The organism is Pseudomonas sp. AB39(2026) (assembly GCF_059831485.1).
This window is the reverse complement of record NZ_CP195212.1, coordinates 1,421,396-1,445,144: the sequence shown is the minus strand read 5'-3', so window position 1 is coordinate 1,445,144 and position 23,749 is coordinate 1,421,396. Positions and strand designations below refer to the sequence as shown.

At 62.3% G+C, this 23,749-nt stretch carries 24 protein-coding genes; 13 read left to right on the top strand and 11 right to left on the bottom strand.

Annotated features, from left to right (window positions below; translation table 11 throughout):
* From ACSAMW_RS06270 to arsC, 3 genes are read right to left on the bottom strand one after another with little or no spacing between them, the layout of a single operon-like run.
* On the bottom strand, nucleotides 1–672 hold the full coding sequence (locus ACSAMW_RS06270) for a DNA-3-methyladenine glycosylase I (protein ID WP_500593179.1): 672 nt from the start codon (nucleotides 670–672) through the stop codon (nucleotides 1–3).
* Nucleotides 673–1,287, bottom strand: a complete 615-nt coding sequence (gene wrbA / locus ACSAMW_RS06265; RefSeq protein ID WP_500593178.1) for an NAD(P)H:quinone oxidoreductase — start codon at nucleotides 1,285–1,287, stop codon at nucleotides 673–675. It lies immediately after the preceding gene.
* A complete protein-coding gene (gene arsC, locus ACSAMW_RS06260) occupies nucleotides 1,287–1,637 on the bottom strand; it encodes an arsenate reductase (glutaredoxin) (RefSeq protein WP_500593177.1) in 351 nt (116 codons plus the stop codon). The genes wrbA and arsC overlap by 1 nt, the downstream gene beginning before the upstream one ends.
* 67 nt (nucleotides 1,638–1,704) lie before the next feature.
* On the opposite strand from arsC, the gene ACSAMW_RS06255 reads away from it, so the two are divergent.
* A complete protein-coding gene (locus tag ACSAMW_RS06255) occupies nucleotides 1,705–2,184 on the top strand; it encodes a TlpA disulfide reductase family protein (protein WP_500593176.1) in 480 nt (159 codons plus the stop codon).
* Here ACSAMW_RS06255 and ACSAMW_RS06250 read toward each other — a convergent pair.
* The 4 genes from ACSAMW_RS06250 to ACSAMW_RS06235 all read right to left on the bottom strand — a co-directional run bounded on the left by ACSAMW_RS06250 (nucleotide 2,166) and on the right by ACSAMW_RS06235 (nucleotide 7,197).
* On the bottom strand, nucleotides 2,166–2,588 hold the full coding sequence (locus ACSAMW_RS06250) for a hypothetical protein (RefSeq protein WP_500593175.1): 423 nt from the start codon (nucleotides 2,586–2,588) through the stop codon (nucleotides 2,166–2,168). The genes ACSAMW_RS06255 and ACSAMW_RS06250 overlap by 19 nt on opposite strands.
* 61 nt (nucleotides 2,589–2,649) lie before the next feature.
* Entirely contained in the window at nucleotides 2,650–5,412 is a 2,763-nt protein-coding gene (locus tag ACSAMW_RS06245; protein WP_500593174.1) for a response regulator, read from the bottom strand.
* 121 nt (nucleotides 5,413–5,533) lie between these two features.
* Complete coding sequence (locus ACSAMW_RS06240) at nucleotides 5,534–6,484, bottom strand: DUF979 domain-containing protein (protein ID WP_500593173.1); 951 nt, start codon at nucleotides 6,482–6,484, stop codon at nucleotides 5,534–5,536.
* Complete coding sequence (locus ACSAMW_RS06235) at nucleotides 6,481–7,197, bottom strand: DUF969 domain-containing protein (RefSeq protein WP_500593172.1); 717 nt, start codon at nucleotides 7,195–7,197, stop codon at nucleotides 6,481–6,483. Before ACSAMW_RS06235 ends, ACSAMW_RS06240 begins: the two co-directional genes overlap by 4 nt.
* Nucleotides 7,198–7,394: 197 nt before the next feature.
* Between ACSAMW_RS06235 and ACSAMW_RS06230 the strand changes: the two genes are divergently transcribed.
* The 9 genes from ACSAMW_RS06230 (at nucleotide 7,395) to ACSAMW_RS06190 (ending at nucleotide 16,901) form a co-directional block, all read left to right on the top strand.
* The gene (locus ACSAMW_RS06230; RefSeq protein ID WP_500593171.1) at nucleotides 7,395–8,291 is read left to right on the top strand and encodes a LysR family transcriptional regulator; all 897 of its coding nucleotides are present in this window, start codon (nucleotides 7,395–7,397) and stop codon (nucleotides 8,289–8,291) included.
* Between the two features lie 95 nt (nucleotides 8,292–8,386).
* Nucleotides 8,387–9,121: a 5-oxoprolinase subunit PxpA gene (locus ACSAMW_RS06225; protein ID WP_168083610.1), complete on the top strand. Its 735-nt coding sequence runs from the start codon at nucleotides 8,387–8,389 to the stop codon at nucleotides 9,119–9,121.
* Complete coding sequence (locus tag ACSAMW_RS06220; protein ID WP_500593170.1) at nucleotides 9,118–9,846, top strand: 5-oxoprolinase subunit B family protein; 729 nt, start codon at nucleotides 9,118–9,120, stop codon at nucleotides 9,844–9,846. Before ACSAMW_RS06225 ends, ACSAMW_RS06220 begins: the two co-directional genes overlap by 4 nt.
* Nucleotides 9,843–10,763, top strand: coding sequence for a 5-oxoprolinase subunit C family protein (locus ACSAMW_RS06215; RefSeq protein WP_500593169.1), 921 nt, complete (start codon nucleotides 9,843–9,845; stop codon nucleotides 10,761–10,763). The genes ACSAMW_RS06220 and ACSAMW_RS06215 overlap by 4 nt, the downstream gene beginning before the upstream one ends.
* A gap of 133 nt (nucleotides 10,764–10,896) precedes the next feature.
* Complete coding sequence (gene cysM / locus ACSAMW_RS06210; RefSeq protein ID WP_500593168.1) at nucleotides 10,897–11,799, top strand: cysteine synthase CysM; 903 nt, start codon at nucleotides 10,897–10,899, stop codon at nucleotides 11,797–11,799.
* On the top strand, nucleotides 11,799–13,169 hold the full coding sequence (gene rlmD / locus ACSAMW_RS06205; RefSeq protein ID WP_500593167.1) for a 23S rRNA (uracil(1939)-C(5))-methyltransferase RlmD: 1,371 nt from the start codon (nucleotides 11,799–11,801) through the stop codon (nucleotides 13,167–13,169). The genes cysM and rlmD overlap by 1 nt, the downstream gene beginning before the upstream one ends.
* Nucleotides 13,170–13,248: 79 nt before the next feature.
* Nucleotides 13,249–15,495 (top strand): GTP diphosphokinase, encoded by a 2,247-nt coding sequence (relA, locus tag ACSAMW_RS06200; RefSeq protein WP_500593166.1) that lies wholly within the window; start codon nucleotides 13,249–13,251, stop codon nucleotides 15,493–15,495.
* Complete coding sequence (mazG, locus tag ACSAMW_RS06195; protein ID WP_500593165.1) at nucleotides 15,492–16,343, top strand: nucleoside triphosphate pyrophosphohydrolase; 852 nt, start codon at nucleotides 15,492–15,494, stop codon at nucleotides 16,341–16,343. The genes relA and mazG overlap by 4 nt, the downstream gene beginning before the upstream one ends.
* Nucleotides 16,344–16,361: 18 nt before the next feature.
* The gene (locus ACSAMW_RS06190; RefSeq protein ID WP_500593164.1) at nucleotides 16,362–16,901 is read left to right on the top strand and encodes a DUF2058 domain-containing protein; all 540 of its coding nucleotides are present in this window, start codon (nucleotides 16,362–16,364) and stop codon (nucleotides 16,899–16,901) included.
* Between the two features lie 775 nt (nucleotides 16,902–17,676).
* Here ACSAMW_RS06190 and ACSAMW_RS06185 read toward each other — a convergent pair.
* From ACSAMW_RS06185 to purM, 4 genes are all read right to left on the bottom strand, one after another.
* Entirely contained in the window at nucleotides 17,677–17,868 is a 192-nt protein-coding gene (locus ACSAMW_RS06185; RefSeq protein WP_500593163.1) for a hypothetical protein, read from the bottom strand.
* Between the two features lie 234 nt (nucleotides 17,869–18,102).
* Nucleotides 18,103–18,816, bottom strand: coding sequence for a DUF3108 domain-containing protein (locus tag ACSAMW_RS06180; RefSeq protein ID WP_168083619.1), 714 nt, complete (start codon nucleotides 18,814–18,816; stop codon nucleotides 18,103–18,105).
* Nucleotides 18,817–18,824: 8 nt separating this feature from the next.
* Nucleotides 18,825–19,475 (bottom strand): phosphoribosylglycinamide formyltransferase, encoded by a 651-nt coding sequence (purN, locus tag ACSAMW_RS06175; protein WP_500593162.1) that lies wholly within the window; start codon nucleotides 19,473–19,475, stop codon nucleotides 18,825–18,827.
* Nucleotides 19,475–20,533 carry a phosphoribosylformylglycinamidine cyclo-ligase gene (gene purM / locus ACSAMW_RS06170; RefSeq protein WP_500593161.1) on the bottom strand — a complete coding sequence of 353 codons (1,059 nt, stop codon included), beginning with the start codon at nucleotides 20,531–20,533 and terminating at the stop codon, nucleotides 19,475–19,477. The genes purN and purM overlap by 1 nt, the downstream gene beginning before the upstream one ends.
* A gap of 202 nt (nucleotides 20,534–20,735) precedes the next feature.
* On the opposite strand from purM, the gene ACSAMW_RS06165 reads away from it, so the two are divergent.
* The 3 genes from ACSAMW_RS06165 to hda all read left to right on the top strand — a co-directional run bounded on the left by ACSAMW_RS06165 (nucleotide 20,736) and on the right by hda (nucleotide 23,694).
* On the top strand, nucleotides 20,736–21,797 hold the full coding sequence (locus tag ACSAMW_RS06165) for a DUF2066 domain-containing protein (RefSeq protein ID WP_500593160.1): 1,062 nt from the start codon (nucleotides 20,736–20,738) through the stop codon (nucleotides 21,795–21,797).
* Nucleotides 21,798–21,805: 8 nt separating this feature from the next.
* Nucleotides 21,806–22,879 carry an AI-2E family transporter gene (locus ACSAMW_RS06160; RefSeq protein WP_500593159.1) on the top strand — a complete coding sequence of 358 codons (1,074 nt, stop codon included), beginning with the start codon at nucleotides 21,806–21,808 and terminating at the stop codon, nucleotides 22,877–22,879.
* Between the two features lie 107 nt (nucleotides 22,880–22,986).
* A complete protein-coding gene (gene hda / locus ACSAMW_RS06155) occupies nucleotides 22,987–23,694 on the top strand; it encodes a DnaA regulatory inactivator Hda (RefSeq protein WP_500593158.1) in 708 nt (235 codons plus the stop codon).
* Nucleotides 23,695–23,749: the final 55 nt, after the last annotated feature.

Here is a 23,749-nt window from a genome sequence, read left to right as displayed (position 1 = left end):
TTAATGGTTCGCCGTATGTGCCAGCATCATCGACAACTGGCACAGAGGCCGGCCACTCTGTTCGCGCCAGGTGTTGAATGCATTCTGCACAGCGGCCAAGTCCCGCTGGCTGGTAGGGGCACGGTCCACGATGCCCTGGGCATTGAGGGCTGCCACCACGTCCTGAGAGGGAATAAATGTATCCTTGCCCGCCATGCGCAGGAAGCGTGGCGCTGAGAGCCCACCCAACTGGTTGCCGTTGCGCACCAGGTAGCGCCACAGGCCGGTGATGTCGTCGACCGGCCATTGGCTGATAAATGCCCCGAAGCTTTCATGGGTATGCCCCACATCCAGGATCATCTGTGCGTTGATCAGCACGCTGCGCAATTTGCCCAAGTGGCGAATGATGCGAGTGTCCTGCATCAGCCGTTCCAGGTGGTCGCCCCCCATCAGCACCACCTTTTCCGGCACAAAGCCGAAAAATACGGCCTCGAATGCAGGCCATTTGGCGTCTACCAGGCTGTGCTTCAGGCCTGCCCGAAACACCCGCAGTGCCAACAGCGACAGGTAGCGGTCATCGGTCATGGCCCGCAGCTGGTCGTCGGGGCGAGGCTGAGGCAGCCGTGCTTCCAGGGCCTGCACGGAGCCGAAGCGATTCAGGCAGTGTTCATAGAGCCACTGGTAGTCCCGCATTCAGGCGCGCTCCCTCAGTGGCAGCGCCAGCCGTTGCGCAGCTTCGGCCACGCGCAGGCCTAGCGCACGGCACAACGCCGTTTCATGTTCATCCAGCGGCCGTTTGCCGTCTGTACCTGCGTGGTGGCTGGCGCCATAGGGCGTGCCGCCGCCTTTGGTTTCCAGCAGGGCCGACTCGCTGTACGGAAGCCCCGCAATCAGCATGCCATGGTGCAGCAACGGTAGCATCATGGACAGCAGAGTGGTTTCCTGGCCACCGTGCAAACTGGCGGTGGAGGTAAATACTGCTGCCGGCTTGCCAGACAGGGCTCCGCTGAGCCATAGGCTATTGGTGCCGTCCAGGAAATACTTGAGGGCGGCCGCCATGTTGCCGTAGCGCGTAGGGCTACCCATCACCAGGCCAGCGCACTGGGCCAGGTCATCCAGGGTGGCATAGGCGGCACCCTGCTCAGGCACGGAAGGGGCCGTGGCTTCGCAATCCGCCGACACGGCTGGCACGGTGCGAATCCGGGCTTCCAGGCCGGCACGCTCAACGCCGCGCGCCACCTGCAACGCCATCTCTCGGGTGGCGCCATGGCGGCTGTAATACAGCACCAGCACGTAAGGGGTTGTCATCACAGCAGCTCCAGCAAATTGTCTACAGGGCGCCCGATCACCGCCCTTTCACCTCGAACCAGAATAGGCCGTTCGATCAGCTTGGGATGGCTGACCATGGCGTCTATCAGCGTTTCCTCGGACAGGGCCGGGTTGGCGAGGTTCAGGGTTTTGTAGGCGTCCTCGCCAGTCCGCAGTAGCGCCCGTGCCTGGATACCCAGGCGTTGCAGCAAGCCCTTGAGGGTGTCGGCACTGGGCGGGGCCTCCAGGTAATGCACCACCGCAGGTTCCAGGCCCCGGGCATGCAGTAACTCAAGCGCCGCACGGGATTTGGAACAGCGGGGGTTGTGGTACAGGGTGAGGTCGCTCATGGAAGGGTCGCCTGGCTGTCGAGTGGCGGGTATTCTACCGCGCTGATTCCAGATAACGAGGCCCGCCATGGCAGGGGTGTGCAAGATCATAGTGTGGGCAGGGCTGGCCATGCTTTGCCTGGCCGGTTGTGACCAGGGCCTGGGCCCGGACCAGCAGGGCACGGAGGTCACCCGCGCCAGCCTTGAGGGGCAATGGTTGGTGATCAACTACTGGGCCGAATGGTGCGGGCCGTGCCGGCGAGAGATTCCACAGCTCAATGCCTTGGCCTCACCAACGGCACAGGAAAAGGTGCAGGTGCTGGGCGTGAATTTCGACCAGCTGCAGGGCCAGGACCTGCTCAAAGCCGCTCAGCGCATGGGTATCGCCTACCGCGTGCTGGCACAGGACCCTGCCCAGGCATTGCATCTGCCGGCGGCGCAAGGGCTACCGGTCACCTTCATACTGGACCCCGCGCGCCAGGTGCGGGCTACCTTGCTGGGTGAGCAGACGGCGGCCGGCCTCCGGCTGCAATTGGCAACGCTGGCGGGTCAGCAGGCCGGGCAATAATGCTTGCCGTTGTCCACGCGCCACCCCAGTTCGGCCACACGCGCTGCCGCCGCAGGTGCCAGCGCCGCTTCGCCTAAGCTGCCGTCTACGGCGAACTCTACGCTCATGGTTTTGCCACAGCCGTCGCAGTTTACGTCCCAGGTGTGGATGGCCAGTTCCTTGAACACCGGCCCACGGGCAACGGCGGTCCACTGGCCAGGAGGGGCCAGCAGGTGGCGGACCTTGTCCACGGTCAGCCGCATGCTGAGGGTTTTGCTGCCCTTGAGCGTGACCAATAACACATCCTCGGGGCGAATGGCGCCGCCGTTGCCTGTTACCTGATAGCGGCCTGGCGTGAGTGCGCGGCACTCGATCAATGTGTGCTGTGGGGTAAGCAGGCTGTAGCGAAAATCGTGTTCGACCATAGGGCCTCCGAAAAAGGGCAAGCATGGTAGCACGGGCAGCCACCTTGTACTTCGGTACCCGTTAGGCGCTGATGCGCGCCTGTTCGGCCAGCCGCACAATGGCCTGGTCCAGTTCATCAAGGGCGGCTTCGGCTGCCGCGTCTTCCTGTTTCAAGAGGGTTTCACTGTGCTGGCAGGCCGCCCTTAGCTGTGGAACGCCGCAGTAGCGCGTGGCCCCATGCAGGCGGTGTACACGTTCAAGCAAAGCAAGGTGGTCATGGGTCTCGCGGGCGGCCTGGATGGCCTGCCGGTCTTCGTCCAGGCCGGCCAGCAGCATGGCTAGCATGTCTGCGGCCAGGTCTTCTTTGCCAGCGGCCAGGCGCAGCCCTTCCTGGTGATCCAGCACTTGCTGGTTGCTCTGGCTGGTGGCCCACTCGCCGAGGCGCTCGGCAGGCTGGCCGCATAGAGACAGCCCTGTCCACTTGAGCACCACCTGGGACAGCTGCCGCTCGCTGATAGGCTTGGTCAGGTAATCGTCCATGCCACTGTGCAGCAAGGCGCGTTTTTCGTTGGCCATGGCATGGGCGGTCAGTGCCACGATAGGCAAGGGTTGGCCCGGCCGGCCGGCCTCCCAGCTTCGAATGCGTTCGGTAGTTTCGCGCCCATCCATTCCAGGCATCTGTACATCCATCAGTACCAGGTCAAGCGACCGTTGCTGTATGGCGTCCAGGGCTGCCTGGCCGCTGTCGACGGCCTGCACCAAGGCACCCATGTCCTCAAGCAGCGTTTGCACCAATAGCAGGTTGGCTGGATTATCGTCCACGCACAGAATGCGCGGTGGGCGATCCGGCGAGGCGGCGGTGTCTGGCAGTGGCTGGGGGCGGGCAGGGCTGATCAGGTCTGTAAGCACCCGGCGCAGGGTCCGGTTACAGGCAGGTTTGGCCTGCAGCTGGCTGTGCGGGTTGGGTACCACAAGGTGGAACGCCGCTTGATCGATAGTCGGGCATAGTACCAGCGCCTGACAGCCCCGTTGCTCCAATTCCCGCAGGCGCGGACGCAAGCGTTCTGGCGGCTGCTGCTGGCTGGTAACGCCCATGACGGCCAGCTCGATGGGCTGCCCGCCCAGGCGTGCGGCATCAACGGCCTCGGCCAGGCGCTCTAAGGTGCTGAAGGCGGTCACCTGCAGGCCCAGGTCCTGCAGTTGGTGTTCAAGGGCCTGGCGCGCCAGGTCGTGTGGCTCCAGCACGGCCACCTGGCGGCCTTGCAGAGCAGGAGAGGGCAGGTCTTCGACGTCCTCCCGTGCACGGGGCAGGCTGAGGCTGATCCAGAACGTACTGCCCTCGCCAGGCGTGCTGTCAACGCCGATTTCGCCGCCCATCTGCTCAACCAGCCGCTTGGAAATCACCAGGCCGAGCCCTGTGCCACCCGGCTGCCGCGACAGGGAGTTGTCCGCCTGGCTGAAGGCCTGGAACAGTGCGCGTACATCGTCATTGGACAGGCCGATGCCGGTGTCCTGCACGCTGATGCGTAACTGGGCGGTACCGTCGTCTTCGTCATCGTCTTCAAGCATGGCACGGGCAATGATGGTGCCTTCGCGCGTGAACTTGATAGCGTTGCTCACCAGGTTGGTCAGGATCTGCTTGAGCCGCAGCGGGTCGCCCACCAGGGACACCGGGGTATCGCGATACACCAGGCTTAACAGCTCCAGCTGCTTGGCATGGGCAGCGGGCGCCAGAATGGTCAGGGTGTCCTGCAACACATCCCGCAGGTTGAACGGAATGCTGTCCAGTACCAGCTTGCCGGCCTCGATCTTGGAAAAATCGAGAATTTCATTGATGATCGCCAGCAGGTTGTCCGCCGATTTTTCAATGGTGTTCAGGTAATCCAGCTGGCGGGGCGTGAGCTCGCTTTTCTGCAGCAGGTGGGTAAAGCCAAGAATGCCGTTGAGGGGGGTACGGATTTCGTGGCTCATGTTGGCCAGGAATTCGGACTTGATACGGCTGGCCTCTAACGCTTCCTTGCGAGCCAGGTCTAGTTCGATGTTCTGGATCTCGATGGTTTCCAGGTTCTGCCGAACGTCTTCGGTGGCCTGGTCGATACTGTGCTGCAATTCCTCGTGCGCTTCCTCCAGCGATTGCGCCATGCGGTTGATGCCGGCGGCCAGCTCGTCCAGTTCATGGTTCCCTAGAGTAGGCAGACGGTAGTCGAGGCGGCCTTCCTTGATGCGCGCCACCGCTACTTTTATCTGGCCCAGCGGTGCACTGATGCCGCGGCCCAGTTGAAGCGCCAGTAGCAGGGTAGTGACCAGGCCGGCGGCGATCAACAGCAGGCTGGCGAACAGCATGCGATAGCCACGCAGCAGGGTATTGGTGTGCGAAAGTTCGATTTCCACCCAGCCCAGCAAACGTTCCGATTCCCCAGGCACCTGAGTACCTGCCAGGTCCCGGTCATGGCCAAACACCGGTTGCAAGTACCGCGTGGCGTCACTGCCGCTGCGCTGTGCAAGGCGGTGCCCAGTGCTGTCGGGAATAGGGTTGAGCATGCTGGGGCCTGCATGGGCCAACGCCCCGCGGTCGGCGTCCAGGAACGCGACGCTGCGCACGTCGGCCTGCTCCAGCGCTTGTGCCGCTACACGCTCAAGCCGGTCGGCGTCACGGTTGGCCAATGCCGGCGCCACCAGCGGCGCCAGTTGCTCGGCCAGCAAATTTCCGCGGCTGATCAGTTGGCTACGAAGCTCGGCCTGCTGTACCCAGGTGAAGTACCCACCCAGCAATACTGCCAGCAGGCTGGCCGGAAGCATGGTCAACAGGATGACCCGGCCTTTTATTCCTACTTTCCTTAACACGCCCACACCTCAGTTGCCGGGGTACCCCAGGGTTTGAGCAAACCATACCTTGCCGAGGGCGGTGGTGCACCTGCCGTGAAGGGTACAACCGGTGGAATGCCCAGGTAGGCGGTGAGCGGCCTTACATCAGCCCATACAGCAGCAGACTATTGACCACCAGCATCGCCACTGCCGTAGGCACTTGCGCCCGGATCACGGCATAGCGATCTGGCAGTTCCAGCAGTGCAGCCGGCACTAGGTTGTAGTTGGCCGCCATGGGCGTCATCAAGGTGCCGCAGTAGCCTGAGAACATGCCGATGGCGGCAACCACTGCCGGGTTGGCGTCGTATACCCCTATCAGGATCGGAACGCCCACACCCCCCGTCATTACTGGGAAAGCCGCAAAGCCATTGCCCATGACCATGGTAAACAGCGCCATACCCAGCACGTAGACCAGCACCGCCACCAGCCGGTAATCCATGTTGATGTAGGTACTGGCCATGTAGGCCACCGCTTTGCCCACGCCCGCGTCTGTGAACATCAAGCCCAACATGGCCAGCATCTGAGGCAGTACCAAGGCCCAGCCCAGCGCTTCGGTAAGGCGCCTGGATTCGCGCAGGGCCTGCACCGGCGTGTCCTGGGTCAGCCAGCAGGCGAGGGCGAGGGCAATCAGGCTGGCAATGCCCAGCGCTACAAAGGTGGCGTTGGCGGGGTCCAGCAGAAAAAGGTCGCCCACTTTGATGTTTTTCAATCCCAGCGCCAGGGCCACCGTGAGGATGGGAATGGCCAGCGCGGGAATGAATAGCCGGTTCCCCAGGCGTGAAGCAACGGCCTGCTGGGCCTTGTCGGCCAGCGGTGTGTAGCTGCCTACCGCCACGCCGCCGCATCCGGCCAACACTGCCATCACCAGCACCCCGACCCCAACCGCCACCGGCGGCAAGCGCTCACCTACCAGAAAGGCGACTGCGAACAGCCCCCAGAACAGACCGCTGCGCCAGCGCCGGGGGTGGGCGCTGTCAGTCAGCGTCATCACGCAGGTAATCGCCAGGATCACCCCAGCCAGCCAGTACAGGTATTGAAGGGACAGGATCATGGGCGTTCAACCTCAGGCGCAGGCGTGGCGGGGGTATGCCGTGCCAGATAATGGTCGAGCCGGTACAGCCGCAGGCCATGAATCACAAATACGCTCAGGGCTGTAGGAATACCCCACACCGCGATGTGCAGCGGGTCCACGTCGATACCCACGCCCAGCAGGAAGGTATGCATCAGGGCAATGGCACCGAATGCCACGAATATATCTTCCCCAAAGAACAGGCCGATGTTGTCGGTCGCCGCGCAGAAGGCGAGCAGGCGGTGCCGCACCGCTGCAGGCAAGGGGCCATGGCGGCGGGTAGCGGCGCCTTCGGCCATGGGGGCCAGCAACGGCCGCACCATCTGCGGGTGCCCGCCCAGGCTGGTGAGCCCCAAGGCCGCAGTGATTTCACGTACGAACAGGTAGCCAATCAACAGGCGCCCTGCCGTCGCCTGCCGGAAGCGGCCGATCCAGTGCTGTGCATGGCGGCGCAGGCCGTGGCGTTCCAACAACCCGATCACAGCCAGGGGCAACAGAATGATCAAAGGTAGCGTTCGCGTCTTGATGAAGCCGGTACCAATCGTTGCCAGCAAGTGTTCCAGCGGAAAATGCGCGGCCAGGCCGGTGATTACCGCAGCTATGGCTACGACCAGCATCGGGTTGAACCGCAGGATGAAGCCGAGGACGATGACAGCAACGCCCGCCAGCGGCCAGAGGTTGAGGGTTTCGTTCATGTAGGGTGCCTTTAAGTGGCGGCAGAGGCTTCAGGTTTTTATTGTTGTTGCACACACTGTTGTTATGGCTCGATTGTTGGAAGGCGCCGCGACTGGCGTCCAGCGATAAAATCCGGTGCCCCCTGATAGCTTTTTCTTGATCGCCTCGCCCGGGCTTTTCCGTAAATACTCGCTCGCACCTGGAGGGCCCCGCCTGCATGAACATCCGATTTCTTGAAACCTTCGTATGGGTAGCGCGCCTCAAGAGCTTTCGCCTGACGGCTGAAAAGCTGTGCACCACCCAAGCCTCCATCTCCAGCCGAATCGCCGCGCTGGAGGAAGAGCTGGACAGCCGCCTGTTCGTGCGTGACCCCCGGGGCGTGACCTTGACCCCCGAAGGCCAGCGGGTGCTGGACTACGCCGAACGTATGGTGGATACGCTCCATGCGCTCAAGGCCGCGCTCAAAGACCCTGGCCTGGGGCGCGGGCACCTGCGCATCGGAGCCATGGACACCGTGATCCATACCTGGCTCAGCCCGTTGGTGGCGCGCATCAACGCCGCCTGGCCCAATGTAGAGGTGGAGATCACGGCTGACACTGCGCGTAACCTGTGCGAACAGTTGGAAAAAGGCTATCAGGACATCATTTTCCAGACCGACATGGTGCGCGCTGACACCGTGCGCAATGCGCTACTGGACCGCTATGACATGAAGTGGGTGGTGGCCTGCGATTCGGGGCAAAACCGGCCCTACACCGCACTGCATGAGTTGGCCTGCGAGCGCATTGTGACGTTTTCCCGTAATTCCCGGCCCCACCAGGACGTGCTTAACCTGTTGCACGGCGCCGACCTGGCGGCGCCGCGGGTCAACTGCGTGAACTCCGCCTCGGCCATTATCCGGCTAGTGCGCGACGGCTTCGGTATTGGCCTGCTGCCGCTGCCCCTGGTGGCAGCGGAACTGCAAGCAGGGACCCTGCGCGCCCTTGACGGCATCGAGTCGCCCCCTGCCATGGACATCGTGGCCTCCTGGCGCACCGGGCCTGGCATGGCGCTGTCCGAACAGGTGGTGCTACTGGCGCAACGGCTCATCGCCGAGCCCCCCGCGCAGTCCACTTAAACGATTGTTATCACCCCCGGCCTGGTTTTTCTGGGTTGACCCCGAGGAACCCGGCCTTCTACCGTGCAGTATTCCTTGAACTGGAGTCACCGGTGATGCTTCTGAACTGTGATATCGGCGAAAGCTATGGTGCGTGGCACATGGGGCTGGACGAGGAGGTGATGCCGCTGATCGACTGCGCCAACATCGCCTGCGGGTATCACGCGGGCGACCCGGTGACCATGGGGCGCACCGTGGCGCTGGCCGCCCGGCATGGCGTACGCATCGGTGCCCACCCGGCCTACCCGGACCTGGTTGGCTTTGGCCGCCGTTCCATGGCCTGTTCCGGTGAGGAAATCGAAAGCCTGCTGCATTACCAGATCGGTGCCCTGCAAGCGTTCTGTGCCCTGCATGGCACCCGTGTGGAGTACGTGAAACCTCACGGCGCGTTGTACAACGACATGATGGTCAACCCCACGCTACTGGCCTCGGTGTTGAAGGCGGTGGCAGCCTACAAGGTCCCGCTGGTACTGCTGGCCACTGCCGACAATAGCGCCCAGCAGGCGCTCGCCAGCGAACAAGGGGTAACGCTGTGGTTCGAAAGCTTTGCTGACCGGGCCTATGAAGGCACTGGCCAACTGGTGTCCCGGCGCCTGCCTGGGGCGGTGCATGAGCAGGCCGATACCATCGTAGCCCAGGCCCTGGCCCTGGCACGGGGCGAACCACTGACAGCTCGGGATGGCAGCACACTGCAGCTGCATACCGACACCCTGTGCGTGCACGGCGATAACCCGGCCTCTGTGGCGGCGGTGCGGCGCATCCGGGAAGCGTTGCGAGCACAGCGGGCATGAGTGGCCAGCGCTTCGCCTTTGGCCAGGGGCAGCACGGCAGCCTCGAAACGGTGGCGCTGGACGCCTTGATGGTGCGCCTGTTCACCCATATCGACGAGGGCAACGTGGGGTGGCTGCTAGCCTTGGCCGAGCGGCTGCGGCACACGTTCGGTGAGGCACTGGTGGAGGTAGTGCCGTCTTACACCACGGTTATGGTGCAGTACGACATCCTGGCGATGACGCCTGAGGCAGCACGGCAACACGTGATGACTGCCCTGCAAGGGCTCATGCCTGCCGAGCTGGCGGGCGGGCGGGAACACCGCGTGCCGGTATGGTACGACCCTTCGGTAGGGCCCGACCTGTCGCGCCTGGCCGACCTCAGCGGCCTGGCAGTGGAGGAGGTGGTCCGCCGCCACTGTGCCAAGCCTTACCGTGTATTTGCATTGGGCTTCACGCCTGGCTTTGCCTTCATGGGGTTGGTAGAGCCGGCGCTGGCAGCGCCTCGGCTCATCACCCCAAGGCAACGGGTGGCCGCTGGCAGCGTGGGCATCGGCGAGCGGCAAACCGCAATCTACCCCAGCACTTCGCCAGGTGGCTGGAATATCCTGGGGCGTACGCCGGTGGCACTGTTCTGCGAAGGGGTGAGCCTGTTCCAGCCCGGCGACAGCGTCCAGTTCGAAGCCATCACGCGCCACCGTTTTATAGAGATGGGGGGAGATACCACGCCCTTGGGAGAGGCCGCATGAGCCTGTTGAGCGTTGAAAAAAGCCACGCTTTGTGCCAATTGCAGGACACCGGTCGCTTCGGTGTACGGCACCTGGGGATCACTCAAGGCGGCGCCGCCGACTGGCTCTCCATGGGTTGGGCCAACTGGCTGCTGGGGAATGCCGTAGGCGCAGCAGTTATCGAGATCACCTTGGGTGGGTTCGAGGTGGTGGCCCAGCAGGACACCTGCCTGGCCCTGGCCGGCGCAGACCTGCAGGCCGCGCTAGACGGGGCGGCCCTTCTCCCATGGCGTAGTTTTAACCTGCGGGCAGGGCAGCGCTTGGTGTTCACGGCACCGGTTCAAGGGGTGCGTGCCTACCTTGCAGCGCCAGGTGGCTTCAGCGGCATGGCAGCGCTCGGCAGCCTGTCTACAGTCGCCAGAGACGGCTTGGGTGGGCTGCAAGGCACCGGGAGGGCGCTGGCTGCCGGGGACAGCCTGACCTGCGCAGGGCCAGGCGGCTGCGGCCGGGAGATAGCCGTGGCACGTATCCCCGACCTTACTCTGCGCCAGCCTCTGGAGGTGGTGTTGGGTGCCCAGGCGGCGGATTTTTCAGGCCAGAGCCTGTTCGATGCGTTCAACAGTGAATGGACGGTCGACAGCCGCGCTGACCGCATGGGTGTTCGCTTGCTAGGGCCACCATTGCGGTACAGAGGGCCGGGGTTGGTGTCCGAAGGCATACCTCTAGGCGGCATTCAGGTACCACCGGACGGCCAGCCGATTGTGCTGGGCAATGACCGGCAGACCATTGGCGGCTATCCCCGGCTAGGTGCCCTGACACCTTTGGCGTGTGCACGGTTGGCCCAGGCGTCTCCGGGTGACCGCTTGCAGCTGCGAGCCACGTTGGCAGAAACAGCCAGAGCCGCGCACATCGAAGCCCTGCAGCGTTTCGCGGGCTGATTATCCAGGTAGGGCCGCTGTACCCAAGCGGCTTTATGCTATTGAGGAATAAGCACCTGCATTTGCGTGATATGGGCTGGCGCTGAATGCGCGTATCATAGCGCCCCCCGCTGTCCGGATGACGAAAAAGCCCATGAGCGTGCATTACCCCACCATCGCCGATTGCGTCGGCAACACCCCGCTGGTTCGCCTGCAGCGCCTGGGCGGGGCGACCACTAATACCTTGTTGGTAAAGCTTGAGGGCAATAACCCTGCCGGGTCGGTCAAGGACCGTGCGGCGCTGTCGATGATCACCCGTGCCGAGCTTCGCGGGCAAATCGTGCCCGGCGACGTGCTGATCGAGGCCACGTCCGGCAATACGGGCATTGCCTTGGCCATGGTGGCGGCCATCAGGGGCTACCGGCTGATCCTGATCATGCCGGACAACTCTACGGCTGAACGTAAGGCGGCCATGGCAGCCTACGGTGCGGAACTGATACTGGTTACCCGTGAAGAAGGGATGGAAGGCGCCCGAGACCTGGCCGAGCGCATGCAGGCCGAAGGTCGGGGCAAGCTGCTGGACCAGTTCGCCAATACCGATAACCCGGAGGCGCATTACCATAGTACCGGCCCTGAGCTATGGCAGCAGACCAGCGGCAGCATCACCCATTTCGTCAGCTCCATGGGTACGACCGGTACCATCATGGGCACCTCGCGTTACCTCAAGGAACAGAACCCGGCGGTGCAAATCATCGGCCTTCAGCCCATGGAAGGCGCAGCTATCCCCGGTATCCGCCGCTGGCCGGAAGAGTACTTGCCCAGGATCTACCAGGCCGAGCGCGTAGACCGCATCATCGATATGGCCCAGGCCGAAGCCGAAGACACCATGCGCCGGCTTGCGCGGGAAGAGGGCATTTTCTGTGGCGTGTCTTCCGGTGGTGCAGTGGCAGCGATGTTGCGCTTGAGCCAGGAGCTGGAGCATGCGGTGATCGTGGCCATCGTTTGCGACCGCGGCGACCGCTACCTGTCCAGCGGCCTGTTCGATGCGCCCAACTGATGGCCCGCAAGGACGGTGGGCTGCGCTTTCAGCCCAGTGGCGGGCAACGTAAACCGGTCATGCCCGCGGGCAAGAAGCAGCGCCTGAGTATCGAACGCCTTGCCGCCGATGGCTGCGGGATCGCCTTCAATGAGGGGCGTACTTGGTTTGTACAAGGCGCCTTGGCGGGCGAGCAGGTAGATGTGCGCGTGCTTGCTGCCCACGGCAAGGTGGTGGAAGCACGCACCGAACGGGTGATCGTTGCCTCGGCCCAGCGCCGCGAACCCCCATGCCCGTATGTGGAGCGCTGTGGCGGGTGTACGGTACAGCACCTCAGCCATGAGGATCAGTTGGCCCTCAAGCATCGGCAATTGGCCGAGCAATTGATAAAAGTAGCGGGCGTCGCCCCAGAGGCTTGGGCGCCGCCACTGGTAAGCCCGGAATTTGGCTATCGCCGACGAGCACGCGTAGCGGTGCGCTGGGACCCTAAACAGCAGCGGCTGGACGTAGGCTTTCGCGCAGCGGCTAGCCAACAGATCGTGGCCATCGGGCAGTGCATGGTGCTGGTACAACCTTTGCAGCAGATTTTCCAGGCGTTACCTGGAGCCCTCCGCGCATTGAATACCCCGCAAGCCATTGGCCACGTTGAATTGTTCCACGGTACTGCCTCCGCTGTTCTGGTTCGCCATACTGCGCCTCTGGGCGATGCGGACCAGGCCCACCTGCGTGCCTTCTGCAAGCAGCACGATGCCCAGCTGTGGTGGCAGGGTGCAGGCGCGCCTATGGCAGATACCTCCGACGCCGAGCTGGGGTATACCTTGTCAGCCTGGCAGCTGCACCTGGCCTACCGGCCTGGGGATTTCGTTCAGGTCAATGAAGCCGTCAACGACGCCATGGTGGCTCAGGCGCTAGCCTGGCTCGCGCCACAGCCCGACGATAGGGTGCTGGACCTGTTCTGTGGCTTGGGCAACTTCTCGTTGCCCCTTGCTCGCAAGGCAGGGGCAGTGGTCGGGGTAGAAGGCGTTGCAGGCATGGTTGAGCGCGCAGCAGGCAATGCCCGGCGCAATGGGCAGGGCAATGCGACCTTTCACCAGGCGGACCTGTCTGAGCCGATGCAGGCGGCCAGTTGGGCAGAGAAGGGTTTTTCTGCGGTATTATTGGATCCGCCTCGCGATGGCGCGTTTGAAACAGTTCGCCATATATCCTCGCTGGGTGCTCGTCGCATTATCTATGTATCGTGCAACCCAGCGACGCTGGCACGCGATACGCTCGAACTGCACAAGCAAGGTTACCGATTGACACGTGCTGGCGTGCTCGACATGTTTCCGCAAACCTCCCATGTCGAGGCGATGGCGTTATTTGAAAAGGCCCAGGATGGCCAGGCTATATGACTGGTGGCCTTCGCCCTGCGAAGGCTGCGGCCAGTGAATACGGGCACGCGTGGCGTGTGCCCTAGGGAAGGTAAGCAGCATGGTACAGGTGAGAGCACAGCAGCCGGTTAACAACGACGGCAGCATCAACCTCGATGCGTGGCTCGATCACATCGTCAGCGTCGACCTGGCGCTGGACCGGGAAGCGTTGAAGCAGGCGTGCCAGTTCGCCCGCGATCTGGACGTGCCCGAGAAAACAGCCAAGCATTCGTGGGCAGACGGTACGTCCAGTTTCCAGGCAGGGCTGGAAATTGCCGAAATTCTCGCAGACCTCAAGCTGGACCAGGATTCCCTGGTAGCAGCGGTCATCTACCGGGCCGTTCGAGAAGGCAAGGTAGCACTGGCGGACGTGGCCCAACGCTTCGGCCCGGTGGTAGCCAAGCTGATCGACGGGGTGCTGCGCATGGCGGCCATCAGTGCCAGCCTCACGCCGCGCCAGTCACTGGTGCTAGGCAGCCAGGTGCAGGTGGAAAACCTGCGTAAAATGCTGGTGGCCATGGTCGACGACGTGCGAGTAGCCCTCATCAAGCTGGCCGAACGCACCTGCGCCATACGGGCCGTGAAAAACGCTACGGAGGAAAAACGCCAACGCGTGGCCCGGGAAGTGTTCGATATCTATGCACCGCTGGCCCACCGCCTGGGTATCGGCCATATCAAATGGGAGCTGGAGGACATTTCCTTCCGCTACCTGGAGCCCGACCAGTACAAACAGATTGCCAAGCTGTTGCATGAGCGCCGGCTGGACCGCGAACGTTTCATTTCGGACGTGATGAGCCAGCTGCACCAGGAATTGGCAGACACCGGCGTCAAGGCTGACATCAGTGGGCGAGCCAAGCATATCTATTCCATCTGGCGGAAAATGCAGCGCAAAGGGCTGCAGTTCAGCCAGATCTACGACGTGCGCGCAGTGCGCGTGCTCGTGCCGGAGGTGCGCGACTGCTACACCGCGCTGGGTATCGTCCACACCTTATGGCGGCACATTCCCAAAGAGTTCGACGACTATATCGCCAACCCCAAGGAAAACGGCTACCGCTCGTTGCACACGGCCGTGATCGGCCCAGAGGGGAAGGTGCTTGAGGTCCAGATCCGTACCCACGCCATGCACGAAGAAGCAGAGCTGGGCGTGTGCGCGCACTGGCGGTACAAGGGCACGGACGTCAAGCCAAGCTCCAATCATTACGAGGAAAAGATTTCCTGGCTGAGGCAGGTGCTGGAATGGCACGAAGAGCTGGGAGACATCGGCGGTCTGGCAGAGCAACTGCGGGTTGATATCGAGCCGGACCGGGTCTACGTGTTCACCCCAGACGGCCACGCCATCGACTTGCCCAAAGGCGCCACGCCGCTGGACTTCGCCTACCGCGTCCATACCGAAATCGGCCATAACTGCCGTGGTGCCAAAATCAACGGCCGTATTGTGCCGTTGAACTACAGCCTGCAAACCGGCGAGCAGGTGGAGATCATCACCAGCAAGCACGGCAACCCCAGCCGGGATTGGCTGAACTCCAACCTGGGCTATGTGACCACGTCCCGTGCACGGGCGAAAATCGTGCACTGGTTCAAGCTTCAGGCGCGGGACCAGAACGTGGCCGCCGGCCGCACACTGCTGGAACGAGAGCTCACACGGCTGGGCTTGCCGCAGGTGGATTTCGAGCGGTTGGCCGAAAAAACCAACGTCAAAACTGCCGAAGACATGTTCGCCTCGCTGGGGGCTGGCGACCTGCGCCTTGCACCCCTGGTAAACGCTGCACAGCAGCTGGCAGAGCCTGAGCGTGGCCATACCGAAGTCTTCGACTTCATCACCCGCAAGCCCACAGGCAACAAACCCGGCAAACGTGGCGATATCCAGATCCAAGGCGTGGGTAACCTGCTTACGCAAATGGCGGGCTGCTGCCAGCCGTTGCCGGGCGATGCCATCGTGGGCTATATCACCCAGGGCCGGGGCGTGAGCATCCACCGCCAGGACTGCGCCTCGGTCCTGCAACTGGGCGCCAAGGAGCCTGAGCGTATCATTCAGGTCAGCTGGGGGCCGATTCCGGTCCTTACCTACCCGGTGGACATCATCATCCGCGCCTATGACCGGTCTGGCTTGCTCAGGGATGTGTCCCAGGTACTGCTAAACGAGCGTATCAACGTGCTGGCCGTCAATACGCGGTCGAACAAGGAAGACAACACGGCGCAAATGTCGCTGACTATCGAAATTCCAGGCCTGGATGCGCTGGGTCGTTTGTTGGGGCGCATTTCCCAGTTGCCCAACATCATCGAAACCCGGCGTAACCGTACACCATGAGCCAGCCTGTCGCTCGCTATACCCTGGAGGACCTGCTGTACCTGATGGCCCGGCTGCGTGACCCGCAGCACGGTTGCCCTTGGGACCTCAGGCAAACCTATGCTTCCGTAGTGCCTTACACCCTGGAGGAGGCCTATGAAGTAGCCGATGCCATCGAGCGTGCAGACTTCGATAGCTTGCCGGGCGAACTGGGGGACCTGCTGTTCCAGGTCGTGTATTACGCCCAGTTGGCCAAGGAGGAGGGGCGCTTTGTGTTTGCCGATGTAGTGGATGGCATTACACGCAAACTGGTCCGGCGCCACCCCCATGTGTTTCCCACCGCGCAACTGTATGCGCCTTTGGACGCGCCTCGTTTGAGCGAAGCGCAGGTCAAGCATCGCTGGGAAGCCATCAAGGCCCAGGAGCGTGCCGAAAAAGCCTCTGTGCCTGAGCAGTTGTCGTTGCTTGACGATGTGCCCGGAACGCTTCCCGCGTTGAGCCGTGCCGTGAAGTTGCAGAAGCGTGCCGGCACCGTCGGGTTCGACTGGCCTTCGGCGCTGCCTGTAGTGGACAAGGTACGTGAGGAGCTGGACGAGGTGCTCGAAGCCATGGCCGGGACTGACAACGTGGCCTTGGCCGAGGAAGTGGGCGACCTGCTGTTTACGGTGGCTAACCTTGCACGCAAGCTTAAGCTGGACCCAGAGCAATCCCTGCGGGCGGCCAATGCCAAGTTCGAACGGCGGTTCAGGTTTATCGAAGCAGAGTTGCGCGCACAGGGGAAAGTCATTGAAGATTGCGACCTTGAGGCGCTCGATGCGCTTTGGGGCGAAGCGAAACGTCAGGAACGAAAACCGCTTGGTTGCGGCTGAGCAAGAGTGAGTGAACACATGAGCCTTTCCCTTCGTGACCAGCTGCTCAAAGCAGGCTTGGTCAATCAGAAACAAGTGAAGCAGGTCACCAAGGACCAGCAGAAGCAGCAGCGCCTGGTCAAGAAAGGCCAGGCAGAGGCTGACGATACACAGCAGCGCCAGGCCCGTGAGGCAGCAGCAGAGAAGCAGCGCAAGGACCAGGAGCTGAACCGTCAGCAGCAGGAAAAGGCAGAAGCCAAGGCGCGCTCGGCACAGGTGAAGCAGCTTATCGAAGCCACGCGGCTCCCCAAGCTGACCACTGAGGACTACTACAACTTTGCGGACGACAAGAAGGTCAAGCGCATCTCGGTCAATAGCCTGATGCGCAGCAAGTTGTCCAATGGCAGCCTGGCCATTGTCCATCATGGGGGAGGGTATGAGGTGATTCCGCGTGAAGCTGCGCTCAAGGTGCAGGAGCGCGAGCCACGCCGCATTGTACTGCTCAGCGTGCCCACCGAGGAACCTGAAGGCGAAGATCCTTACGCCGCCTACAAGATTCCTGATGACTTGATGTGGTAACAGGCCGAGCAGGCTTCGGCGGCTGGTTCCCGGTCTTCGCCTTCGGCTACACCCGGTCCCACAGCAAGCAGCGCTAAGACGAGCTCTGTGGGAGTTCGCGTAGCGGACGAACCAAGGTAGCCGCCACACTGCAGCGGCCTGTTCCCGGTCTTCGCCTTCGGCTACACCCGGTCCCACAGCAAGCAGCGCTAAGCCGAGCTCTGTGGGAGTTCGCGTAGCGGACGAACCAAGGTAGCCGCCACACTGCAGCGGCCTGTTCCCGGTCTTCGCCTTCGGCTACACCCGGTCCCACAGCAGCCAGCGCCAAGCCGAGCTCTGTGGGAGTTCGCGTAGCGGACGAACCAAGGTAGCCGCCACACTGCAGCGGCCTGTTCCCGGGCTACGCCTTCGGGCTTTGCCCGGTTCTACAGCAAGCAGCGCTAAGCCGAGCTCTGTGGGAGTTCGCGTAGCGGACGAACCAAGGTAGCCGCCACACTGCAGCGGCCTGTTCCCGGGCTACGCCTTCGGGCTTTGCCCGGTTCCACAGCAAGCAGCGCTAAGCCGAGCTCTGTGGGAGTTCGCGTAGCGGACGAACCAAGGTAGCCGCCACACTGCAGCGGCCTGTTCCCGGTCTTCGCCTTCGGCTACACCCGGTCCCACAGCAAGCAGCGCTAAGCCGAGCTCTGTGGGAGTTCGCGTAGCGGACGAACCAAGGTAGCCGCCACACTGCAGCGGCCTGTTCCCGGGCTACGCCTTCGGGCTTTGCCCGGTTCCACAGCAAGCAGCGCTGAGCCATTTAAGACCTCAGCGCTTCTGCCCTCTGTGCCTCATCTGCCTGCAACTCTTGCTGGTAAGCCACAGCATCGTTTTCGTTATGGAACATGCCTACCAGCAGGTCCTGCTGATAAACATCCCAAATGCGCACCCCGGCGGCGAGGCCTTCATGGGACATGTGGGCATCGTCGCGTTCGCTTACTTTTACAGTCATGCTGACACTCCTCTGGGTTGCCGTAACCAGTACGTGCCTCTTTTATAGGACGGTTAGCGGGCCAAAGGAATGTGCTGCAGGCGCAACGGAGTTTTTCATTTATCACGCCAATCGCTGGAAGGCACGGGCCGCAAGGGCTGCGGCAGAATGTCGCACTTCATGAAGCTGCGTGAAGAAAAATTTAGGGAGGGGGATCGTGTGGCCAAACGGCGTTTGACCACACATTGAGGCGGCTTAGCTGCCTTGAACAGGCTTGCCATTCACGGTGCCATCTTGAAGCATGATGGTGTATTCCTTGCCATCAGTTTCAATTTGCTGCAACTGCACCAGCAGGTAGTCCCAGGCCTTGGCGAACCACAGCACGGTCACGCGTTTGCTCTGGGTGGGGTCGCGTACACGCTCTACCTTGATGGCATCGATGGAGCCCGCCTTGGTAGCAACCTTTTCTTCACCCAGCACGCGGAAGTCGTAGGTATCGACCTCGTCACCATCAACCACCTGGTAGCTCATGCTCTTCTTGCCAGCCGCCACGTCATGCTGCAACGCGAGCTGGTAGGTGGATTTGTCCAGCACACCGCGATTCAAGGGCAGGGTAACAGGGTCACCCCGGTCGGTGCCGGTAATTTTCTTGGCAGACCAGTCGAAATCCAGGTCCACCTTCTTGGCCTTGCCCAGGCCGCCACGCTCGAAGGTGTACGACTGTGGCAGAAGCGTGTCTTTGTCCAGGCGAACCACACTGATTTCGCTAAGGCTCGCGATCATCATCGAGGCTTTGAACGCCAGGGTCCAGGTGCCATCCGGGTTGGCTGTAAGGCTACGCTCGGCGGTGCCGCTCATAGGCAGTTGCTTCCAGTCTGCGGTGTAGCTGGCAGAGAAGGGCTTGAGGTCTGCAGCCTGTACGCTGGGAAGCGCGAACAGAGCCAAGGCGAACAATAGGGCGCGACGCATAGGGTCTCCTAAGGGCGAATCAAGTGGCCAGTGGCGGCCAGGGGTTTGCCATCAAACACTACACCATGGGGGCCAAGGCGTAGCCTGCCTTCGGCGAACCAGCGCACCGCCAAGGGGTAGATCTGGTGTTCCTTGGCATGTACGCGCCGAGCCAGGGTGTCGGGTGTGTCGTCACTAGCCACCGCGACGGCAGCCTGTACGACCAAGGGGCCCCCATCGAGTTCCTCGGTCACAAAGTGTACGCTGCAGCCATGCTCGGCGTCCCCTGCCTCCAGCGCACGCTGGTGGGTATGCAGCCCTTTGTAGCGTGGCAACAGGGAAGGGTGAATGTTGAGCAGGCGGCTATGGTAGTGGCGCACGAAGGCCGGGCTGAGGATGCGCATGAAGCCTGCCAGCGCTACAACATCCGGTTCGAAGTCATCGACCAAGGCCATGAGGGCTTGATCGAATGCTTCGCGGCCATCAAAGCCGGTGTGTACCAGCACCCGGGTTTCGATACCGGCTGCTCGTGCGCGCTCCAGGCCATAGGCATCAGCCCGGTTGGAAATGACGGCGCGGATGCAGACAGGCGAACCCGGTTGCGTGAAGCTATCGATCATGGCTTGAAGGTTGCTGCCCGAGCCGGACAACAAGACCACCAGGTTGCAAGGCCGGGGCATCAGTGGGCCTTGAGGTTTTTCAGCTCGACCTGAGCAGCCCCCTCGGCGGCCTGAGTGATTTCGCCGATCACCCAGGGCTGCTCACCTTCGGCGGCAAGCACGGCCAGGGTGCGCTCAACATCTGCCTGGCCAACACAGATCACCATGCCTACACCGCAGTTCAGCACCCGGTGCATTTCGTGTTCGTCCACATTGCCTTGCTGTTGCAGCCAGTCGAAGACGGCGGGGCGCTGCCAGCTGGCCACGTCGATCACCGCCTGGGCGCCGGCAGGCAACACGCGAGGGATGTTGTCCAGCAGCCCGCCACCGGTGATGTGGGCCATGGCCTTCACCGCACCCGTGTCGGCGATCAGCTTGAGCAGGGGTTTCACATAGATGCGCGTGGGCGCCATCAACAGGCTGGCCAGTGGCTTGCCGTTCAATTGCTCGGTAGCGATGTCGGCACCGGACACGTCGATGATCTTGCGGATCAGTGAATAGCCATTGGAGTGCGGCCCGGAAGAGGGCAGGGCAATGAGTGCGTCACCGGCAGCCACCTTGGAACCATCGATGATGTCCGCTTTTTCTACCACGCCCACGCAGAAGCCGGCCAGGTCGTAGTCTTCGCCTTCGTACATGCCAGGCATTTCTGCGGTTTCACCGCCTACAAGGGAGCAGCCTGCCTGTGTGCAACCTTCGCCGATGCCAGTTACCACAGTGGCGGCCACGTCTACGTTCAGCTTGCCAGTGGCGTAGTAGTCCAGGAAGAAGAGCGGCTCGGCGCCGCAGACCACCAGGTCGTTCACGCACATGGCCACCAGGTCGATACCGATGCTGTCATGCTGGTTGAGGTTCAGCGCCAGGCGAAGCTTGGTGCCTACGCCGTCAGTGCCAGACACCAGCACGGGCTGCTTGTAGCCAGCCGGAATCTCGCACAGTGCACCGAAGCCACCCAGGCCGCCCATCACTTCAGGCCGCGCAGTGCGCTTGGCCACGCCCTTGATGCGTTCGACCAGCGCTTCACCAGCGTCGATGTCTACACCGGCGTCCTTGTAGCTCAGGGAGGGTTGCTTGCTCATGATCCAGGCCTTTGAAAAGGGGCGATACAGGAAACGACCACAAGGGTCTGCGAAGGCGCGCGATTTTATCAGGCTTGTCCCGTTCAAGCCAGAACACGGGGCGGGCACGCCTCGCCGCCTTCCATGGCAGTTGGCAGGGCGAATGTTTTACGGGAAAGTGTGTCCCATTCACTTCAGTACCCCTGCCTTTGGAAACCTGCTCATGCGCCTGCGCCCTTTTATGCTTGCTTCACTGCTTAGCCTGCCGTTCACGGTGGCCTGGGGCGAAACAGTGACCAACCTCTATCAGGTCAGCGAACCGGTTGCCAGCCAGGCCCCCGAGGAGCGAGACCAGGCGACCCAGCGCGCGTTGGAGACGCTGGTGCTGCGCCTGACCGGGGATGCAAAAGCCTATGCCGGCCCTGGCCTGGCTGCCGTACGCAAAAACCCTCAGCAGATCATCAGCCAGTTCGGCTACCAGGGCGGCACACCCCAACGCCTGCAAGTGGACTTTGACCCAGTGAGTACCGACAAAGCGCTGCACCAGGCGGGCCTGCCGGCCTGGGGGGCAAACCGGCCGTCCTTGCTGGTGTGGTGGCTTGCCGATAACGTTACGGGCGCTACCCTGGCAGGTGACGCTCAGCCAAGCGCGGCCCCCCTGCGCCAGGCGGCCAGCCATCGCGGCCTACCGGTGAAACTGCCCATGGCCGACCTGGAAGAGCAATTGGCTGCCACGGCCAAAAACCTTGAAGGCACCGACCCTGCACCTTTGCAGGCGGTGTCGCAGCGCTATGGCGCCGATGCCTTGCTGGCCGTGCATGCCATCGCGGATGGGGATAAATGGCAGGCCAAATGGCGCCTTTGGCTGGGTAGCCAGCGCGAGCAGGGTACGGTGCAGGCCGCCGACCAAGGCGCCCTGGCCGATGCCGTGATGCTGGCGGTGGCGCAGAAGCTGGCCCCGCGTTATGTGGTCAAGCCAGGCGCAAGCGGTGAGCTGACGGTGGAGGTTCAAGGCATGACGCTGGATCATTACGCTGAACTGGGCAGGGTGCTGGACAGCCTGGGCGGGCGTCTGCGTTCGGTAACCGGCGACAAGGTGCTTTATCAGGTCAGTGCAAGCTCCGAGCAGGTCAGGGCACAATTGGCCTTGGCGCACGTGCAGGAAGTTACTGGTGCCGCCCCGGTCCCGGCCCCATCCCCCGAGCCGGCTTCCCCAGTCACTGGCGGCCAAGCGCCCGCTGCTGCGCCGGCAACAGGCCCTGAACCTTTGCGCTTCCACTGGTAGGCCTGACGATGACTGACAAGAAAAACTGGTTCTGGTTGGGCATGGCCGTAGTGCTATGCGCGTTTGTGTTTGAGCTTCACGCCATTCTTTCACCGTTTCTGGTGGGCATGCTGATCGCTTACCTGGGTGACCCCTTGGTGGACCGGCTGGAGCGGCTCAAGCTGTCCCGCACACTATCAGTGGTGATCGTATTCGTACTGTTTACCTTGATTGTGATGATTGCGCTGGTGGTGGTGATCCCGATGCTGGCCAAGCAGTTGGTACGGCTGTATGAGCTGACCCCGCAGTTTCTGGACTGGCTGCAAAACACCGCCCTGCCTTGGGTTCAGCATCGGCTAGGGTTGGCGGACGGGTTCTGGAAGTTTGACAAGATAAAGGACGCCGTTTCGGCGCACATGGGCCAGACCACCGATATCGTAGGGTTGGTGCTGGCACGTGCCACGGCGTCCGGCCTGGCGTTGATCGGCTGGCTCGCCAATCTGGTGCTAATCCCGGTGGTAGGGTTCTACCTGCTGCGCGACTGGGATGTGATGATGGCCAAGATCCGTGGCCTGCTGCCGCGTCACCGCGAAGCTCGGATCGTTGCGCTTGCTCACGAGTGCCATGAAGTGCTCGGCGCCTTTGTGCGCGGGCAATTGATGGTGATGGTCGCCCTAGGCGTTATCTACTCAGTCGGCTTGATGCTCACGGGCTTGGAGTTGGGCCTGTTGGTGGGGGTGATCGCCGGGTTGGCCTCTATCGTGCCTTACATGGGGTTCATTACGGGTATCAGTGCGGCCATGGCAGCGGGGCTGTTCCAGTTCGGCCTCGATGGCTGGCACCTGATCGCCATTGGTGCAGTGTTCGCCATTGGGCAGGCCTTGGAAGGGATGGTGCTTACCCCTCTGCTGGTGGGCGATCGCATTGGCCTGCATCCCGTGGCCGTGATTTTTGCCATTCTGGCGGGCGGTGAACTGTTCGGCTTTACCGGCGTATTGCTTGCGCTGCCGGTGGCGGCTGTGATCATGGTGCTTATCCGCCACATGCATGCGCTGTACAAGCAGTCTGAGCTCTACGGTGGCGGCGAGGATCCTCAGCTTTAGGGCTTCACAGGCTGCAGGTGTGTTCACTTGATGTGCATCGTGCTTGCAGCTTCCAGCCAAGCCGCTAGAATTTCCCCCCTTTGAACTGAGGCGTTACCCCGGGCCGCATGAAAGAGCCGATCCAACTCCCGCTGGGTGTGCGCCTGCGCGACGACGCCACCTTTGTGAATTATTATCCCGGTGCCAATGCTGCGGCGCTCGGCTATGTCGAGCGGCTGTGCGATGCAGAGGCGGGGTGGACCGAAAGCCTTATCTACCTATGGGGCAAGCAGGGTGTTGGGCGTACCCACCTGATGCAGGCCGCCTGCCTGCGAATGGAGCAGCAAGGGCAACCGGCGGTTTACCTGCCATTGGCTCAACTGCTGGACCGGGGCATAGGCATTCTTGATTACCTGGCCCAGTACGAGCTGGTGTGCCTGGATGACCTTCAGGTCATTGCCGGCAAGCCAGACTGGGAGGAAGCGCTGTTCCACCTGTTCAATCGCCTGCGTGACAGCGGCCGTCGCCTGCTGATTGCGGCCTCTCATTCCCCTCGAGAATTACCGGTGAAGCTGGCAGACCTCAAGTCTCGGCTCACACTGGCGCTGGTGTTCCAAATGCGGCCGCTGTCAGACGAGGACAAGCTGCGCGCGCTCCAGTTGAGGGCATCTCGGCGGGGCCTGCACCTTACTGATGAAGTAGGACACTTCATTCTTACTCGCGGCAGCCGCAGCATGAGTGCCTTGTTCGACCTGCTGGAGCGCCTGGATCAGGCGTCATTGCAGGCCCAGCGCAAGCTCACCATTCCTTTTCTGAAAGAAACACTAGGCTGGTAGGGCCGTTCGGCGCTGGCCATCAGATAGCCCTGCACATGGCAGGGCTTTTGCTTTC

Excerpts from the sequence above, each read along its gene's own strand:
- ACSAMW_RS06270 (WP_500593179.1), bottom strand. The coding sequence starts at position 672 with ATGCGGGACTACCAGTGGCTCTATGAACACTGCCTGAATCGCTTCGGC.
- wrbA (WP_500593178.1), bottom strand. The coding sequence starts at position 1,287 with ATGACAACCCCTTACGTGCTGGTGCTGTATTACAGCCGCCATGGCGCC.
- arsC (WP_500593177.1), bottom strand. The coding sequence starts at position 1,637 with ATGAGCGACCTCACCCTGTACCACAACCCCCGCTGTTCCAAATCCCGT.
- ACSAMW_RS06255 (WP_500593176.1), top strand. The coding sequence starts at position 1,705 with ATGGCAGGGGTGTGCAAGATCATAGTGTGGGCAGGGCTGGCCATGCTT.
- ACSAMW_RS06250 (WP_500593175.1), bottom strand. The coding sequence starts at position 2,588 with ATGGTCGAACACGATTTTCGCTACAGCCTGCTTACCCCACAGCACACA.
- ACSAMW_RS06240 (WP_500593173.1), bottom strand. The coding sequence starts at position 6,484 with ATGATCCTGTCCCTTCAATACCTGTACTGGCTGGCTGGGGTGATCCTG.
- ACSAMW_RS06235 (WP_500593172.1), bottom strand. The coding sequence starts at position 7,197 with ATGAACGAAACCCTCAACCTCTGGCCGCTGGCGGGCGTTGCTGTCATC.
- ACSAMW_RS06230 (WP_500593171.1), top strand. The coding sequence starts at position 7,395 with ATGAACATCCGATTTCTTGAAACCTTCGTATGGGTAGCGCGCCTCAAG.
- ACSAMW_RS06225 (WP_168083610.1), top strand. The coding sequence starts at position 8,387 with ATGCTTCTGAACTGTGATATCGGCGAAAGCTATGGTGCGTGGCACATG.
- ACSAMW_RS06220 (WP_500593170.1), top strand. The coding sequence starts at position 9,118 with ATGAGTGGCCAGCGCTTCGCCTTTGGCCAGGGGCAGCACGGCAGCCTC.
- ACSAMW_RS06215 (WP_500593169.1), top strand. The coding sequence starts at position 9,843 with ATGAGCCTGTTGAGCGTTGAAAAAAGCCACGCTTTGTGCCAATTGCAG.
- cysM (WP_500593168.1), top strand. The coding sequence starts at position 10,897 with ATGAGCGTGCATTACCCCACCATCGCCGATTGCGTCGGCAACACCCCG.
- rlmD (WP_500593167.1), top strand. The coding sequence starts at position 11,799 with ATGGCCCGCAAGGACGGTGGGCTGCGCTTTCAGCCCAGTGGCGGGCAA.
- relA (WP_500593166.1), top strand. The coding sequence starts at position 13,249 with ATGGTACAGGTGAGAGCACAGCAGCCGGTTAACAACGACGGCAGCATC.
- mazG (WP_500593165.1), top strand. The coding sequence starts at position 15,492 with ATGAGCCAGCCTGTCGCTCGCTATACCCTGGAGGACCTGCTGTACCTG.
- ACSAMW_RS06190 (WP_500593164.1), top strand. The coding sequence starts at position 16,362 with ATGAGCCTTTCCCTTCGTGACCAGCTGCTCAAAGCAGGCTTGGTCAAT.
- ACSAMW_RS06185 (WP_500593163.1), bottom strand. The coding sequence starts at position 17,868 with ATGACTGTAAAAGTAAGCGAACGCGACGATGCCCACATGTCCCATGAA.
- ACSAMW_RS06180 (WP_168083619.1), bottom strand. The coding sequence starts at position 18,816 with ATGCGTCGCGCCCTATTGTTCGCCTTGGCTCTGTTCGCGCTTCCCAGC.
- purN (WP_500593162.1), bottom strand. The coding sequence starts at position 19,475 with ATGCCCCGGCCTTGCAACCTGGTGGTCTTGTTGTCCGGCTCGGGCAGC.
- purM (WP_500593161.1), bottom strand. The coding sequence starts at position 20,533 with ATGAGCAAGCAACCCTCCCTGAGCTACAAGGACGCCGGTGTAGACATC.
- ACSAMW_RS06165 (WP_500593160.1), top strand. The coding sequence starts at position 20,736 with ATGCGCCTGCGCCCTTTTATGCTTGCTTCACTGCTTAGCCTGCCGTTC.
- ACSAMW_RS06160 (WP_500593159.1), top strand. The coding sequence starts at position 21,806 with ATGACTGACAAGAAAAACTGGTTCTGGTTGGGCATGGCCGTAGTGCTA.
- hda (WP_500593158.1), top strand. The coding sequence starts at position 22,987 with ATGAAAGAGCCGATCCAACTCCCGCTGGGTGTGCGCCTGCGCGACGAC.